The sequence below is a fragment of the Shewanella sp. POL2 genome (assembly GCF_000282755.1).
GTDB lineage: Bacteria > Pseudomonadota > Gammaproteobacteria > Enterobacterales > Shewanellaceae > Shewanella > Shewanella xiamenensis.
The window spans coordinates 1-15,186 of record NZ_AKZL01000041.1 but is presented as its reverse complement, the minus strand read 5'-3'; the positions used below and the strand labels follow the sequence as shown (position 1 = coordinate 15,186).

Genomic DNA, 15,186 nt, shown 5'->3' with positions numbered 1-15,186 from the left:
GTGCCTGCTGCCAAGCTATTTGAACAACTGATGCAATTGCCCGCCGCCGTGCGGCAATATTTGCTGATCACCTTCAATTATTGGAGTTTTACCTTAACCGACGGCGCGCTGCGGATGTTGGTGGTGCTGCATTTTCACGATCTCGGTTATACGCCATTCGCGATTGCGATGTTGTTCTTGTTCTATGAGATTTTTGGCGTCGTAACCAATCTGGTGGGCGGCTATCTCGGTGCGCGTTTAGGGTTAAATCGCACCATGAACCTAGGTCTTGGTATGCAGGTGTTGGCATTAGGAATGTTATTGGTACCTGCCGCCAGTTTACCGCTGTGGCTCGCGGGCGTGCCTTGGGTGATGGCGGCGCAGGCGCTTTCTGGAGTTGCTAAAGATCTCAATAAGATGAGTGCTAAAAGCGCGATCAAACTGCTAGTACCAAAAGGCGAGCAGGGCAAGCTTTATAAGTGGGTTGCCTTGTTAACGGGTTCTAAAAATACCCTCAAGGGCGCGGGATTTTTCCTCGGTGGTGTTTTGCTTGCCTTACTTGGATTTGAGCTGGCGATCGCCACTATGGCGAGCATGCTTGGACTCGTATGGCTACTTAGCTTAGTGATGCTGAAGAAGGATTTAGGTAAAGCCAAGAATAAGCCTAAATTTACGGAGATTTTCTCTAAGAGTCGTAGTGTGAACATTCTCTCGGCGGCACGATTATTCCTGTTTGCCGCCAGGGATGTGTGGTTTGTGGTGGCGCTGCCTGTGTATCTAGCGAGTAAATTTGGCTGGGATCATTGGGCGGTGGGCGGCTTTTTAGCTGTGTGGGTTATCGGCTACGGTATAGTACAAACCTTGGCGCCTAAGATCACTGGCAATCACCAACACCAAAGCTTAGCAGTCGGTGCTGTACCCGATGGTCGCAGCGCGTTAATTTGGGCCAGTATCTTGGCCTTTATCCCAGCATTGATTGCCAGCGCGATACAGTTCAGTTTTTACCCTGAAGCCAGTTTGTTGCTGGGCTTAATGCTATTTGGTGCTCTGTTTGCGGTGAACTCGTCGCTGCACAGTTATTTGATTGTGAGTTATGCCAGCGAGGAGGCGGTATCCCTCGATGTTGGATTTTATTATATGGCCAACGCTATGGGGCGTTTGGTGGGAACCGTGCTTTCTGGCTGGGTGTATCAGAGTCATGGGCTGGTGGCCTGCTTATGGATGTCGACAGCCTTTATCGCGACTACGGCCTTGATTTCTATTAAGTTGCCTCGACAATCGAAGGAATAACAACATGTTAATCTGGCGAAAGCACTTCAAGGGGAAGAGTTCGATTGGCTTAGTCTGTATTGTTTCGCTACTTGCAGCCTTTGTTGCGCCACTCTGTGCATCGGTTTCCCCAACGTTAAGTCCCAAAGAGGCCGACATGCCCAATCTCGCTTCAACATCCATTCGAGATTGGAAAAATCCAGCCTACATCACCCAAGCTTTCGATGAGATAGCCCTTAAAAATGAATACGATAAAGATAAGCACCGAGTACGAAAATGGCATAAACCCGTGCGCGTCTTTGTTGAGCACCAAGTTGGCGACAATGTGCTGCATGCGCAATTGGTGCAGATGCATCTAAGTCATCTTGCGCAAATCACGGGTCACAGTATTTTGCAGGTAGATAAGCTCGAAGAGGCTAATTTACATTTAGTCTTTACCCGCCAATCCCAATGGGCCGATGAGGTGATGAGCCTCATGGGCGCGAGTGCAGCCAGTAATATTCATGGCTCTGTTTGTATGGGCAAATTTGCCCTAAACTCTCAGAATGAGATTGAGCGCGCCTGGGTAATTATTCCCGTGGATCAGGCAAAAATGCATGGTAAGTTAGTGGCTTGTATCGTCGAAGAAATCACTCAAGTACTTGGTTTACCCAATGATTCTGAAAAAGTATTTCCGTCCATCTTTAACGATAAAACCCCGCAGGACTTACTCACTGGGCTCGATTATATTTTGCTGAAATTACTCTACAGTCGCCAGATTAACGCGGGGATGACGGCAAAAGAAGTGCAACCCATCATTCAAGAGCAACTCGCTCAATGGCAGCGTGATGGCACCTTAATCAATGCCGATAAAACCGTGCGCCAAGGTGAGTTGTACCCGCTATTAGGTTATTGATGCTTGAGTGTTACGGCAAAAGTTGACATTGCTCGCATGCGACTAATTATTGCTTTTTGTTTTAGGAATAAGGGCATAGTCTAGCTTTATACGAGGTAATCACGTTGGAGGCACACCATGCGGATGACACTGCAGTTTTTAGGGGCGACAGAGGAAGTGACCGGCTCATGCCATTTGCTCTCGGTCGATCATGAACACTTATTACTCGATTGTGGTTTAATCCAAGGTGGTAAAGCGGATGAATTGCGTAATCATGAGCCCTTCGCCTTCGACCCTGAGTCTATTTCCGCTGTTGTGCTCAGCCATGCCCATATCGACCATTCAGGGCGTTTACCTCTCTTAGTCAAAGCGGGTTTTGATGGGCCAATCTACACCCATAAAGCCACAGCAGAGCTGTGCGCGATCATGCTTAAAGATGCGGCAATGCTGCAAGTGCGCGACACCGAAAGAACCAATAAAAAGCGTGCTAAACATGATCTTGACCCCCTAGAGCCACTGTTCACCGTCGAAGATGCCGAACAGGCCATTAGTCAATTTGTGTCGCTGGAATACGGCCAAGTGACTCAGGTTATTCCCCATGTGGATATTTGCCTCTCAGATGCGGGGCATATTTTAGGTTCTGCCTTAGTCGAGTTATGGTTAGGCGAAGGTAAGTCCCAGAAGAAAATCGTCTTTAGTGGTGATCTTGGCCGGGCGGGTATGCCGATATTACGTAATCCCACCTTAGTCGACACCGCAGATTTAGTGTTAATGGAAAGCACCTACGGCGATCGTTTCCACCGAAGCTGGACTGATACTCTGGCCGAATTAAAGGCGATTTTTGCTAAGGCTGTCACCGAGAGCCGCGGTAATATTCTTTTGCCAGCCTTCTCTGTGGGGCGAGCGCAGGAGCTTTTATATCTATTTCATTTATATGCTAAAGATTGGGATTTATCTCGCTGGAAAGTCTGCCTCGATAGTCCAATGGCGATTGAGGCAACACGGGTATATGTTAATAACTATCCGTTAATGGATGATGATTTTAAGCGTTTTACTCGCCAGCACCCGGGGCAACATCCCTTACTATCGAATGTCGAATTTATTCAAACTACTGAAGAGTCTATCGCATTAAACGATGTGCATCAGGGCTTGATCATTATTGCGGGTAGCGGCATGTGTAATGGTGGCCGTATCCGTAGTCATTTGGAACATAATCTGTGGCGGCCAGAATGTGATGTGATTATCTGTGGTTTCCAAGCGCTTGGCACGCCTGGACGAGCCTTGGTCGATGGCGCTGAGGAGCTCACTATCCATGGTAATAGCGTCAAAGTTGCCGCCAAGTTACATACCGTCGGAGGCTTATCGGCCCATGCGGATCAGGCAGAGTTGCTACGTTGGTATCGGCACTTTGAAGATCAACCACCTTTAGTGCTAGTGCATGGCGAGGCCCAAGCACAACAGGGATTAGTGACCGTCATGAATCAAGATCCGAAAACTAAACCTAAGGCACTGGCTATTGCCACCCGTGGCGATAAGTTGGATTTGAACGCCTTACCCAAACTGATGTGGATAACAACTTAAGCGATAGGCCACAGCCCGAAGAGGGCTGTGGCAAAATGACTTTATTAGTCCGAGTTATTATCAAACTCTGTATCGTCGAATAACTCTAAGCTTGGATCGATACTAGGCACATCTTTAAATAGGCGAGTGAAGTGACGTTGCACCCCTTTCAAATCGATACCTGCCAATCCTGAGGCGAAACCAAACCAAGCATACAAGCCGCTAAAGTTGTCGAACATGGGCGGTAAATATTTTGGCGGCGTAATTATGCCTTCTTGGCAGGCTTGATAGAGAACGGGAATATCCTCAATGGCGAGTTTGCCTAAAAACAGCATAGGGATCAGTTCGGGTAAGCCCGATGTGATAGCGCTGCGGATAAAGTTGATGTTTTCGACATAACCACGCACATAGGAAATATCTTTGGTAAAAAAGCTGCCGCCTTCGACCATGCCGCCACGAAACACCCTTTGTGTGACTCGATAACTGTCCTTAGCGCTAAGATTTAACTCTCTAAAATAGTTAAATACTTCAATAAAGTTTGCCCCATTTTCCGCCATATCTACCGCAGCGACACGATCGCTAATGCGGCGGGCGCGGCCGGGGTTTGAGCTCAGAGTGAGCATTTCGAGTAAAACGGCAAGGCCTTCTTGGGTGGCTGCCACGCGGGGAGAGCCGACGCTGAGCCAAGTAGCATGGGGTTGAGCACGACCATTCAGTGTGGTGCCGACATGCACCCAACCTTCATGCACTTCGTACACATTGAGATCTGACTCGCTGAACATGGCCTTACTATTGAGTTTGACCGTATCGCCTCCCACTGCGGCGTCAGACACAATCCCGTCACTCAAACGCACCCGCATATCATCGCTATGGAAGTATTTTTCCAATCGCTGGCTCAGCACATTCACGGCTTCGGGGGCACTGATGATTTTAGGGTGATGCTTATTCATATGCCGCGCAGCGGGCAATGAGAAGATATAACTGAGTTTATCGCCCAATTGGCGCAGAGTGTGGCGATCGCCATGTAATCTGTGGCTGGCGCTGCCGTAGAGTTCTTGGCTAAGCTGACCAAAGACAGGGGTCCCTCGATGACCCAGCATATCGACCACCAGACGATACTGGTCTACGTTAGCGACTAATATCTTGCCCAGCTTGTCTTTTTTGCCTAAACGTCGATGAATGTCTTGTTTGAGCGAAAGTAATTCAGTCTGTGTTTTTACGGGATCGAAGGGCAGAGCAATTTTTTGATAAAAATCCTGTGTAATTGCTGGCAGAACCGTGCCTTTACTAGAAAGAAAACGCTCCTCCATTTCCCGCGGCCATTTGATGGCATCTAAAATCTTGATCGGGGTTTGAATGCGGATCAGCTCATCGGAAAAGCGACGTAAATCTTCTTGGTACTGGGCTAATGACTCTGACATTCCCGAAATCCTGTTGCTACTTAGGCGCTAAAATTAGTTCAATCATAGCGGTAAAGTCGTTGTTTTTATAGGTTTCTTACCCAGAACAATTAAATTTTATCGATTAAGCATCTTATCTGCTATCGATTTAGTGAATCATTTTGGTGCAATATGAATTGTTTTAGCCTGAAAATGGCGAAGATTTTTTATGCAAGTAACTGTTAAATATTGTGTTATCCCAATGAGATGAAGACTAATTAGCTTATGCTAAAAGGTTATAAAGTCTGTGTGAGATGATTATGGCTGCACTGTGCTATTTGAGAAACGATGCAGCAGTGCATGTGTTGGTTGTGTCGATTTAACGGTAGCTGATAAAACTAGGCTGACACAGGTTTATAAAATGAGGAAAAGTCGGCTTGGTAAATCAGTGTTAACGTTTGCACCCAGCCCCAAGGAGCTGGGTGAAGGTTTGGATAACAGTCGTGAACTTAAACGACCATAATGCCTTATGGGAGTAGGAAGTTTAGAAAAAGTCATCATCTCCTAATGCGCGTCGTAATTCGGCACGTTCGAGATAATCTTCTAAGCGTTTCTTGATTTCACGCTTATGCTGCATTGCCTCTGCTGCTTTGCTATTTCTAGGGGTGGTCATTGCCTCAATTTCAGTATCGTTGGGCACGACTTCAGTAATATGAGCCATAACGAATTCCTCATGTTGTTCCTAACGCCTTTCTATCTAAAAAGAGTGTGGCAGAAAAGCAAAAAATTTTACTCATAAACGCAAATTTTTTTTCCCATACGACAGTGTGTTACTCCTATGGCATTACTGGATTTTTAGGGGAGTTAAGGCTATTTAAGTTTTTGCTGAATTTTGTGATTTAGCGCATAACACTTTCTTTTTATATTGATGTTAAGTCCTACTTAAATAGTCGGATAAACTTGAATTTGCATAAAAATCGAACAACACTTGGGGAAGACACTCAAATGTAACTTTGCTAGGGAAGCTAATATGGACACGGACCGTTTTCCTGAATCTTTCGGCCCCCCAAAAAGTTTTTTCGTTAGTGTGATTCGTTCAAGTTGGCTGATGTTATTTGCCGCGCTGACTTTTATGGGTATTTCTTGGTTTGTTTTAGAGGAATATTTAAGAGATCGAGGCGAAGAGCGGTTTAATAATAATGTGCAGGATTTGTCCGAAGCCGTTACCCGAAGAATGACGGCCTATGAGCAAGTTTTACGTGGTGGAGTAGGGCTTTTTTTGTCCTCCAACGGCGTCACCCGCAGTGAGTGGCATACCTATGTAACCAATGCTCGTTTATCTGATTATTACCCAGGAATTCAAGGTATTGGTTATGCTGAGTTAGTTACGCCTACTATCTTGGATCAATTTACCCAGCAAGTCCGAGAGGAGGGATTTACTGATTTTCGCGTCACTCCCACAGGTAATAGAGAGCTTTACTGTGTTATCAAATATTTAGAACCATTCGACTGGCGAAATCAACGGGCATTTGGTTTTGACATGTGTTCCGAATCAACTCGTCGCACTGCAATTCTAAACGCTATTGCTTCGGGACAAGTTAAGGTGTCTGGCAAAGTTACCTTAGTGCAGGAAACACCCGATAATTCTCAGGCTGGTGTATTGATGTATGTTCCTTTTTATCATGGTCAACCCGTGACAGAAGCGGAACGTCTACAGCAAGCGATAGGTGTGGTTTACGCACCTTTTCGGATGGATAATTTAATGCAGGGCATTATGGGAAAACGTTTTTCCGGTCTAAAACTTGCCATTTATGATGGTTCAGAGGCAAATCATGCCAGTTTAATGTTTAGTTCCCACAAAGCGCTTCCCTCTCCGAAGGATGTTTTTTATCAATCAAAACTAGAAAACATGGAAGGGCAAGTTTGGCGAATAGATGTTTCTTCTGAGTCGCGCTTTATTTCAATTGCAGAGCAAACCCAAAGTATGTGGCTGCAAGTGATTGGCTGCGCCTTTATTCTTGCCTTACTTTATGCAGTGATCAGTATGGCTCGTAACCGTTACCAAGAGTCAATGTTAACCGCCGAATTAATTGCCAATGAAAAACGCTTTCGTCTAGTCATCGAGGCTTCTCCGAGTGCACTGTTTATGGTTGATAAAACAGGCGCGATTACCTTAGTCAATACCCATGCCGAAAGGCTTTTTGGTTATACGAGGGAGGAGTTACTTGGACGTTCAATTAATATGTTACTACCTGAATCGCTTAGGGAAATTCATAAAAAGCATCTATCTCATTACCTGCTTCATCCCATCGCGAAGAATATGTCGATGCGGGATGATCTGTTTGGTTGCTGCAAAGATGGTACACGTTTGGCGATCGAGGTCGGATTAACTCCTATTCACTTTAGTAATGGGATCTACATTTTAACGACGATCAATAATATTTCTGAACGTAAGCGGATTGAAGCGCAGCGTATCGAGCATACGACAGAGTTGGAGCGTATTAATCAAGAGCTAGATAGATTTGCCTATATTGCTTCCCATGACTTGAAGTCGCCCCTCAGAGGTATTGAGCAACTAACCCATTGGTTAAGTGAAGATCTTGCTGATAACACTAATGAAAATGTCCAAAAATACTTAGGTTTAATTCAGAATCGTATCCAGAGAATGGTGTTATTACTCGACGGGTTGTTAACGTTTTCACGCATTGGGCGTGTTGATATTGAAATGGTTGACACTGATTGTCGACAACTGGTCGAAGATATGTTCGCTTTGGTCGCTCCGCCTCAGGGATTTGAATTGGTCATCGAAGGTAATTTTCCACGATTTAAAACGGTTAAAACGCTCTTAGAACTAGTCGTTCGGAATTTAATTAGCAATGCCATTAAACACCATGATAGAGGTGGTGGTGTACTTAAGGTGCAATGTGAAACAAAAGGCCACTATTACTGGTTTAGCGTGATTGATGATGGACCTGGAATTTCTGCCCCGTTTCACCAGAAAGTATTTGAAATGTTTCAAACTCTTAGACCAAGAGATGAAGTCGAGGGAAGCGGTTTGGGATTGTCGCTTGTCAAAAAGACGGTTGAAAGTCTAGGGGGAGAAATTCTACTTGAATCAGCGGGGCGAGGTTGTTGCTTTAGGTTTAGCTGGCCGATGCACATAGTCAACAAGGAGGCGGTATGAGTAATAGCCATGACTATAAACAAGTGACCATTCTGTTAGTTGATGATGATGATGTGGATTATATGGCGGTGCAGAGGTCGATGAAGCAACTGCGTTTGCTTAATCCTCTTGTGCGAGCGAGGGACGGGCTTGAAGCACTTTCAATTCTGACGCATACCAACGCTATCAAGGGGTCATACTTGATCTTGCTCGATCTCAATATGCCCAGAATGAATGGTTTTGAATTTCTTGAACATATTCGTTCTGATCCGACGTTGTCTTCTTCCGTTGTGTTTATGCTGACGACTTCTAGTACCGATGAAGATCGGATGAGAGCCTACCGTCACCATGTGGCTGGTTACATGGTTAAAACAGATATTAAAGATGGTTTCCACAATATTTTTAATATGTTGGAAGGCTACTGGCGCATCGTTGAGCTTCCAAGCGTATAGGATGTGTATATGGATTTACTACTTATCGATGATGATGAAGTTGATAGAACCGCTATTATTCGAGCGCTACGACAGTCCAAGTTAGCTTTTAATGTGGTTGAGGCAAACTGTGCTTTTGATGGATTGAATCTTGCCTTGGAGCGTCATTTTGACGGGATTCTACTCGATTACCTATTGCCCGATGCTAATGGCTTAGAAGTGCTTATCAAGCTCAATTCTATGACTCAAGATCAAACTGTGGTGGTGATGTTGAGCCGTTACGAAGATGAAAAACTCGCTCAGCGTTGTATTGAGTTAGGTGCCCAAGATTTCTTACTTAAAGATGAAGTTAACTCAAGAATCCTGAGTCGTTCAATTCGTTACGCTAAACAGCGCGCCTCAATGGCACTTGCCCTACGAAATAGCCATCAGAAACTGAAAGAACTGGCGGAGCACGATTCACTCACCAAGTTGATGAATCGTTATGGATTTGAGCTGTGTTTAAATCGCGCCATTGCAAGAGCAAAACGCAGTAATGATTTTTTAGCCGTGATTTTACTTGATCTTGATGATTTTAAAGCGATTAATGACACGTTAGGTCACCAGACTGGTGATATTTTGTTGGTGAAAGTCGCATCTAGACTCAGTGCCGTGTTACGGGATGGTGACGTCATTGCTCGTTTAGGCGGGGATGAATTTGTGGTGTTAGTGACTGACAATGACTACAAATATTTCCCCATGATAGTGGCTAACCGTCTACTTAAAGCTTTTGAAGAAGTGTTTTGCCTTGGAGATAACGATGTGATGATTGGCGCCAGTATTGGCGTGGCATTTTATAATGAAGCCGCCTCCGATAGCTCTGAGTTAATGAAATGCGCCGATATCGCCATGTATCGTGCTAAGAAAATGGGGCGCAATCAGATCCAGTTTTATTCCGAGGCGCTAGATAAAGAAGTCCGCTACCGCAATCATATCGAGTCCAGCTTAAAAATGGCCTTAAGGCAGAATCAGTTTAAGGTTTATTATCAGGTGCAAGTTGACGCGCAAACACACCATATGGTGGGAATGGAGGCGTTAATTCGTTGGCAGCATCCCGAAGATGGTTTGATTTCTCCGGACCAATTTCTGCCCATAGCGGAAGAAATTGGGTTAATGGAAGAAATCGGTGACTGGGTATTGTATGAAGCCTGCCGACAGGCCCAATATTGGCTGAGCCAATTAGCATCAACAGGGCATCGCTTTACCATTGCAGTGAACTTATCTGCATCTCAAATTGGGCATATCAACTTATATGAGAAAATCGCCCATGTTCTTAACGTGACAGGGCTAGCGCCCAGTGCACTTGAGTTGGAAATTACTGAAAACTGTTTGATTGAAGAACCCCACGAACATGCCAAGATCCTCGATAAAATAGCCCAACTTGGAGTGCGATTTGCGTTGGACGATTTTGGTACCGGATTTTCATCCCTTGAACATATAAAGTTGTTCCCCATCAGCGTGTTAAAAATCGATAAAAGTTTTATTGCTTCCTACGATAAGGACGAAAAGGACACTCGTTTACTCACAGCGTTGCTTAACTTTGCCTATGGCTTTAACGTCACCTCTGTTGCCGAGGGAATTGAAACCCTCGAGCAAGCGGAGTTTTGTACAGTAAGGCACTGCAATCTATTACAGGGATACTTCTTTTCTCGTCCTCTAGAGGCAAGCGAATTTGAAGCAAGGTTCATTACACCGTTAGTCACTAAATTGTGAAGATTATCTTACGTTTGACTAAGGCTTAGGTTTTCGTCTGGTGAGGAATATTTTCTTGCTTTACACTGAGCAATAGACAAATATCAGCGCCCCTTTCTGATGCAATGTGCTCAGAGCTTCAATCACTGTGTTTAATTTGGTCATTTAGTAATGAAAATCGGTATTTTATCTCAGTTTCCAGAATTGTATTCCACCCGACGTTTAGTGGCCGCCTGCGAAAGCCGTGGTCATGAGGCTGTGGTGATTAATACCTTGAATTGCTACATGAATATTAATTCCGTTAAACCTAGCATTCATTATCAGGGAGAAGAATTAACAGGGTTTGATGCCATTATTCCGCGTATTCATGCCAGTGTGACCTTTTATGGCTGCGCAGTGGTGCGCCAGTTTGAAATGATGGGTGTATTTGCCGCCAACGATTCAATTTCGATAGCACGCTCGCGGGATAAGTTACGTGCTCTGCAATTACTTTCACGCAAAGGCATTGGTATGCCTATCACTGGATTTGCCAATAAACCCAATGATATTCCTGATCTCATTAATATGGTGGGCGGTGCTCCTTTAGTGATCAAGTTACTCGAAGGTACGCAGGGGATTGGGGTGGTATTAGCGGAAACGAAAACCGCCGCTGAGAGCGTGATTGAAGCCTTTTTAGGGCTCAAAGCCAATATTTTGGTGCAAGAGTATATTCAAGAGTCCAACGGCAGTGATATTCGTTGTTTTGTGGTGGGTGATAAAGTGGTGGCCTCGATGAAGCGTCAGGGGCCAGAGGGCGATTTTCGTTCAAACTTACACTTAGGCGGCTGTGGTGAAAAAGTGAAAATTACGCCAGAAGAGCGCAAGATGGCCGTTGCCGCTGTTAAAGCGATGGGATTAGTCGTTGCAGGCGTGGATATTTTACGTTCGAATCGTGGCCCGTTGATCCTTGAGGTGAACTCAGCTCCCGGTATCGAAGGTATTGAGCAAACTACGGGTATTTCGGTAACTGAGCCTATTGTGGAATATATTGAGAAAATGGTGTTAGCACGTAAGTCGAATCGGGCGGTGATCGCTTAATAAAATACGCCGCGATTAACGCGGCGTGTTTCTTAGTTCTTTATTTTATAAATCAAAGCTATAGGAGTAACCTAAAGCGATTTTAGCATCGTCATCAGCCAGATCAGTATCTGATACCATAAAAGAGACTGTGCCCATGCTGGTATCTGCACTAAGTGTTAGGTTGTAATCGGCATAGTTATCCTCACCAAACCAAGCTTCAACCACATCTCCTGTGGAGTAGCCATAGTGGAATGACAGGCTAAGTTTCTCGGTTAAAGGGAAAGATGCTGTGGCGGCAAGATAACTCATATCTTTGTTATCGAGTGGTTCCGCCGCTACGTCATCACCCGCATTGATCACGTGGGAATAACTAAGTTCGACCCACTTCCAGGTAATAGCCCCGTGGAGCTCACCAAAATCGATGCTGCCTTCGGCATCGGGGTAGGCATAATAGAGATAGCCAAAATCATAGCTGAGATCGTCGGTGATGTTGCCACCGTAACCAGCATAGAGGTCTAACTCGTAGCTAGTGTCATTGCCAAAATCGACATTTGATGCCCACGTACCCGCATAAAATCCTGAGTCATGACTGTAGTCAAGACCGCCTTGGATCGCCACCGCATCATTGGTTTGAGTCACTCCGCGCCATAGATAGTTTGATGTGCCGCCAATATTGCCGGATACCGCCGCAAAGACGTTAGTGGTTAGTAATAATCCCGTCGATAATGCCAAAACGCTGTACAGTGATTTTCTCATACTCATCCCCTCGATTGATTTATTTATCGATTCACTCATGCCACTTAAATACGGCGGCATTGGTGCATCATGGTTTTTTCTGATAAGGGAGTTGCTAATCACATGCCATTATTTGAACATCTTTAAAAACAACTGGTTACATAATTTATGTTAATTAAATGTTTTAAAGTGCTCAAAAATGGAGCGGTGGACGCACTGTGTTTGTGCAAAAAATCATCTTTTATGCTTTCGTGAGGGAAAAAAAACGCCTCACAGAGGAGGCGTTTTATAAAATCAATGTCGAGCGAATTAGTTCACACTATCACGCAAGGTTTTACCCGCTTTAAACTTAGGCACAGTGGCTTCAGCGATCTGGATTTCTTTGCCCGTTTGTGGGTTACGACCAGTACGAGCTGCACGAGTCGCTGTTTCAAAGGAGCCAAATCCGACGATAGAGATTTTGTCACCGTTTTTCATTGATTCAGTAATCGCCGCTTCGAAAGATTTCAATGCTCGTGCTGCTTCAGCTTTAGTGATATCGGCATTTTCTGCAATTTTGGCGATAAGTTCAGTTTTGTTCATTTTTATTGTCTCTTCTTTCCGTAGATTTATGTAAGTCAGCGAGCCTAACATGCCACAAGGTTAAAGCGTTGGAAAGCCCTTTGCTGCGGGCTTGTGTCATCGAAGTAACAAAATTGGAGGGTATTTGCGCCATTCGTGACTTAGGTTTTATTCTTCGAGCAACTGATATAAGAGTTGCTTAACCAATTTGGGTTCGAAGGGCTTGTCGCACAGGGCATTCACCCCAGCCTGAGATACATTACTTAAATGTGTATCGTTAGCCTCAGACGAGACCATTAAAATAGGCACGTGGGATTGTTGACTTTCATTACGGATAAATTGCGTTAATGCCAGTCCATCAACGCTGGGCATATTGTAATCAGTGATAATTAAATCAAACATATTATGACGCATTAATTCAATGGCTTGCGCACCATCTTCTGCTTCGGTAATCAGTTTTATCCCCAAATTACCAATAGTTCGCTTGATCACATTACGTGCCATGCGACTGTCATCAACCACAAGCACGCGTACATCGTGCACATCGAAGTGGCTTAAGTCGAGTTCATCGTGGCTGAGCAAATCGATGGTCGCATTTAGCGCCTTGCCTAAGTGTTCGGCATTAAAAGGTTTTGGCAGAATCGCGACTACGCCAGACTGGCGGAAAATCTCCAATTGTTCACGGCGACATTCACTTGAGATCAGCATAAATTGAATATCTTTATATTCACTTTTGCTGCGCAGGTAGTTCAAAAACTCGGTCGCTGTTCCATCTTCAAAATGCATTGCACTGGCAATGAGATCGGGTTTGTGTCGAGCAATGAGTCCTTTAGCCTCTTCAATATTGGCAGCATTTTCGATGCTAACAATGCCTTCTTGCTGTAAGCGCTTGATGATAATGCGGCGCTGGGTTTCCGATGGCTCAATAATAAGCATCGATAATTCGTTAGGCGATAAATGAGTCATAGTCACAAGCTATTGGGCTTTTTTAGAAAGGCGTTAACTTAGGCGAGAAATAACTGCTTCGCAACACATTAAATCAAGCTTTCAATTTTGCAGTTAAATAATCACGGGTTACCCGTGAAAATGCGATCCAATACTGTACTAATAGCAGGGCAATGATAGACAGCACCAGCGGTAACATCGGGATGTTATGACCCTCTACCACCACTTTAACGTCTTGAGGTGTAATCTGATAGGCGATAATGGCAGTAACCCCAAGTGCTGACAGGCCTAAGGTTTGTAATCCAATATAAATTTTGAGCACTAAGCTAGACCAAGGTGCTTGTGTCAGTATGCCAAACAAAACGGGTAATACACCTAAGGTAAACAAATCGAAGGAGGTGGTGGCGACAGCCCGTAATAGGGCAACAATGGCAAACAGAGTATAAAGGGTTATCAATAGGATTAGGCGTTTAGGCATAAAGTTAGGGTTACTGGCTAATGTGAAGTGGAGCAAGTGTAGGAAATGCCCCGAACTGAGTCCAGCATAACCGTATTATCATGTAGAATACGCCTTTGCTTGGGCATTAAATTAGGTTAAGTGATGACAGAAGTAGAATTTTGGGACTTAGTGACCCGCAGTGAACCAGCGCAATCCCAAGAGTCTTTGGTTGAGGCATTAAAGCTGAAACTGAGTAAACTGAGTGATGAAGAGCTAAAAGTCTTTGATAAGCTGTTTGGTCAACAGATGCGCCGAAGTTATTTATGGTCGGTTTGGGGGGCGGCTTATATCATTACGGGGTGTGATTCTGATTATGCCTTTGCCGAATTTCGCGCTTTTCTGATTTCACTTGGACAAGCCAGTTATGAGGCTGTGATTGCCCAGCCTGATTCGTTAGCGAAGTTAACTGCATGGCCAGAAAAGGATGGTTATGCCTATCCCTTTATTGAAGATTACGATCTTATTGCAGGGCAATTATACGAAGACCGAACGGGTAAAGAGTTGCCTTTTATGCCTTCGGGTAAAGCGACTCCCGTAGGCAAAAAATTTAGCACTAAACCCAAAGACTTAAGACAGCAATATCCTGAGCTTAGTGCGCGTTTTCCGTTTTAATTCGCCCTAAGAGCGCAAACATGCGTTACTGGTAACGTCGAAGGTCATGCCGTATTGGGTACACGTTTGGCGCATGAACTGATGCTCCTCCTGTGCTAATTGGCGGGTAAATTCTTGATCGAGCTGCTCAGTCAGGCGTTGCTCTGCAACTTGCTGTGACTGGGCCAGTTTATCGAAGTGCGATTTTACTGCTTGTTGCTGTTCGGCCGTCAGTGTCGCTGCATGGCTAGATAAACTGATCAGTGTGCTGAGTGTGAGCAGAGTGCATAAGGTAAACTTTGTTATCACTGCATGGCGTATGGGGGCCGTTTTTAGCTTCATAGATAAACTCCAAATTAAAATCACCAGAACTCGGTTGGTTTTTAAATCGTCGTTTGGCTTTCATCGTG

At 44.8% G+C, this 15,186-nt stretch carries 15 protein-coding genes; 8 read left to right on the top strand and 7 right to left on the bottom strand.

What is annotated here, in order from left to right; translation table 11 throughout:
- The 3 genes from arsJ to SHEWPOL2_RS12430 all read left to right on the top strand — a co-directional run bounded on the left by arsJ (position 1) and on the right by SHEWPOL2_RS12430 (position 3,703).
- A complete protein-coding gene (arsJ, locus tag SHEWPOL2_RS12440; RefSeq protein ID WP_037428668.1) occupies positions 1–1,269 on the top strand; it encodes an organoarsenical effux MFS transporter ArsJ in 1,269 nt (422 codons plus the stop codon).
- Between the two features lie 136 nt (positions 1,270–1,405).
- Positions 1,406–2,143 carry a DUF2927 domain-containing protein gene (locus SHEWPOL2_RS12435; RefSeq protein ID WP_239642761.1) on the top strand — a complete coding sequence of 246 codons (738 nt, stop codon included), beginning with the start codon at positions 1,406–1,408 and terminating at the stop codon, positions 2,141–2,143.
- A 117-nt stretch (positions 2,144–2,260) separates the two neighbouring features.
- A complete protein-coding gene (locus tag SHEWPOL2_RS12430; protein WP_037428663.1) occupies positions 2,261–3,703 on the top strand; it encodes an MBL fold metallo-hydrolase in 1,443 nt (480 codons plus the stop codon).
- Positions 3,704–3,747: 44 nt separating this feature from the next.
- Here the strand turns inward: SHEWPOL2_RS12430 and SHEWPOL2_RS12425 are convergent, their stop codons facing one another.
- Both SHEWPOL2_RS12425 and SHEWPOL2_RS22740 read right to left on the bottom strand, forming a co-directional pair.
- On the bottom strand, positions 3,748–5,103 hold the full coding sequence (locus tag SHEWPOL2_RS12425) for a flavohemoglobin expression-modulating QEGLA motif protein (protein ID WP_037428660.1): 1,356 nt from the start codon (positions 5,101–5,103) through the stop codon (positions 3,748–3,750).
- 502 nt (positions 5,104–5,605) lie between these two features.
- Positions 5,606–5,782 carry a hypothetical protein gene (locus tag SHEWPOL2_RS22740; RefSeq protein WP_011621344.1) on the bottom strand — a complete coding sequence of 59 codons (177 nt, stop codon included), beginning with the start codon at positions 5,780–5,782 and terminating at the stop codon, positions 5,606–5,608.
- Between the two features lie 309 nt (positions 5,783–6,091).
- Here SHEWPOL2_RS22740 and SHEWPOL2_RS12415 point away from each other — a divergent pair, with 309 nt between their 5' ends.
- The 4 genes from SHEWPOL2_RS12415 to rimK all read left to right on the top strand — a co-directional run bounded on the left by SHEWPOL2_RS12415 (position 6,092) and on the right by rimK (position 11,463).
- Complete coding sequence (locus tag SHEWPOL2_RS12415) at positions 6,092–8,245, top strand: CHASE domain-containing protein (protein ID WP_037428657.1); 2,154 nt, start codon at positions 6,092–6,094, stop codon at positions 8,243–8,245.
- Positions 8,242–8,676 (top strand): response regulator, encoded by a 435-nt coding sequence (locus SHEWPOL2_RS12410; RefSeq protein WP_037428655.1) that lies wholly within the window; start codon positions 8,242–8,244, stop codon positions 8,674–8,676. The genes SHEWPOL2_RS12415 and SHEWPOL2_RS12410 overlap by 4 nt, the downstream gene beginning before the upstream one ends.
- A 9-nt stretch (positions 8,677–8,685) precedes the next feature.
- Entirely contained in the window at positions 8,686–10,407 is a 1,722-nt protein-coding gene (locus SHEWPOL2_RS12405; protein WP_037428652.1) for a GGDEF domain-containing response regulator, read from the top strand.
- Between the two features lie 150 nt (positions 10,408–10,557).
- Positions 10,558–11,463, top strand: a complete 906-nt coding sequence (gene rimK, locus SHEWPOL2_RS12400; protein ID WP_037414013.1) for a 30S ribosomal protein S6--L-glutamate ligase — start codon at positions 10,558–10,560, stop codon at positions 11,461–11,463.
- A gap of 45 nt (positions 11,464–11,508) precedes the next feature.
- Here rimK and SHEWPOL2_RS12395 read toward each other — a convergent pair whose 3' ends face one another.
- The 4 genes from SHEWPOL2_RS12395 to SHEWPOL2_RS12380 form a co-directional block, all read right to left on the bottom strand.
- Positions 11,509–12,201 carry a TorF family putative porin gene (locus SHEWPOL2_RS12395; protein WP_037428649.1) on the bottom strand — a complete coding sequence of 231 codons (693 nt, stop codon included), beginning with the start codon at positions 12,199–12,201 and terminating at the stop codon, positions 11,509–11,511.
- Between the two features lie 288 nt (positions 12,202–12,489).
- On the bottom strand, positions 12,490–12,813 hold the full coding sequence (locus tag SHEWPOL2_RS12390) for an HU family DNA-binding protein (protein ID WP_219848070.1): 324 nt from the start codon (positions 12,811–12,813) through the stop codon (positions 12,490–12,492).
- A gap of 96 nt (positions 12,814–12,909) precedes the next feature.
- Positions 12,910–13,707: a response regulator gene (locus tag SHEWPOL2_RS12385; protein WP_037428647.1), complete on the bottom strand. Its 798-nt coding sequence runs from the start codon at positions 13,705–13,707 to the stop codon at positions 12,910–12,912.
- Positions 13,708–13,780: 73 nt separating this feature from the next.
- Positions 13,781–14,164 (bottom strand): hypothetical protein, encoded by a 384-nt coding sequence (locus SHEWPOL2_RS12380; RefSeq protein ID WP_037428713.1) that lies wholly within the window; start codon positions 14,162–14,164, stop codon positions 13,781–13,783.
- A 123-nt stretch (positions 14,165–14,287) separates the two neighbouring features.
- On the opposite strand from SHEWPOL2_RS12380, the gene SHEWPOL2_RS12375 reads away from it, so the two are divergent.
- On the top strand, positions 14,288–14,797 hold the full coding sequence (locus tag SHEWPOL2_RS12375) for a DUF4240 domain-containing protein (RefSeq protein WP_037428645.1): 510 nt from the start codon (positions 14,288–14,290) through the stop codon (positions 14,795–14,797).
- Positions 14,798–14,803: 6 nt separating this feature from the next.
- Here SHEWPOL2_RS12375 and SHEWPOL2_RS12370 read toward each other — a convergent pair whose 3' ends face one another.
- A complete protein-coding gene (locus SHEWPOL2_RS12370; RefSeq protein WP_037414024.1) occupies positions 14,804–15,118 on the bottom strand; it encodes a hypothetical protein in 315 nt (104 codons plus the stop codon).
- Positions 15,119–15,186 lie beyond the last annotated feature (68 nt).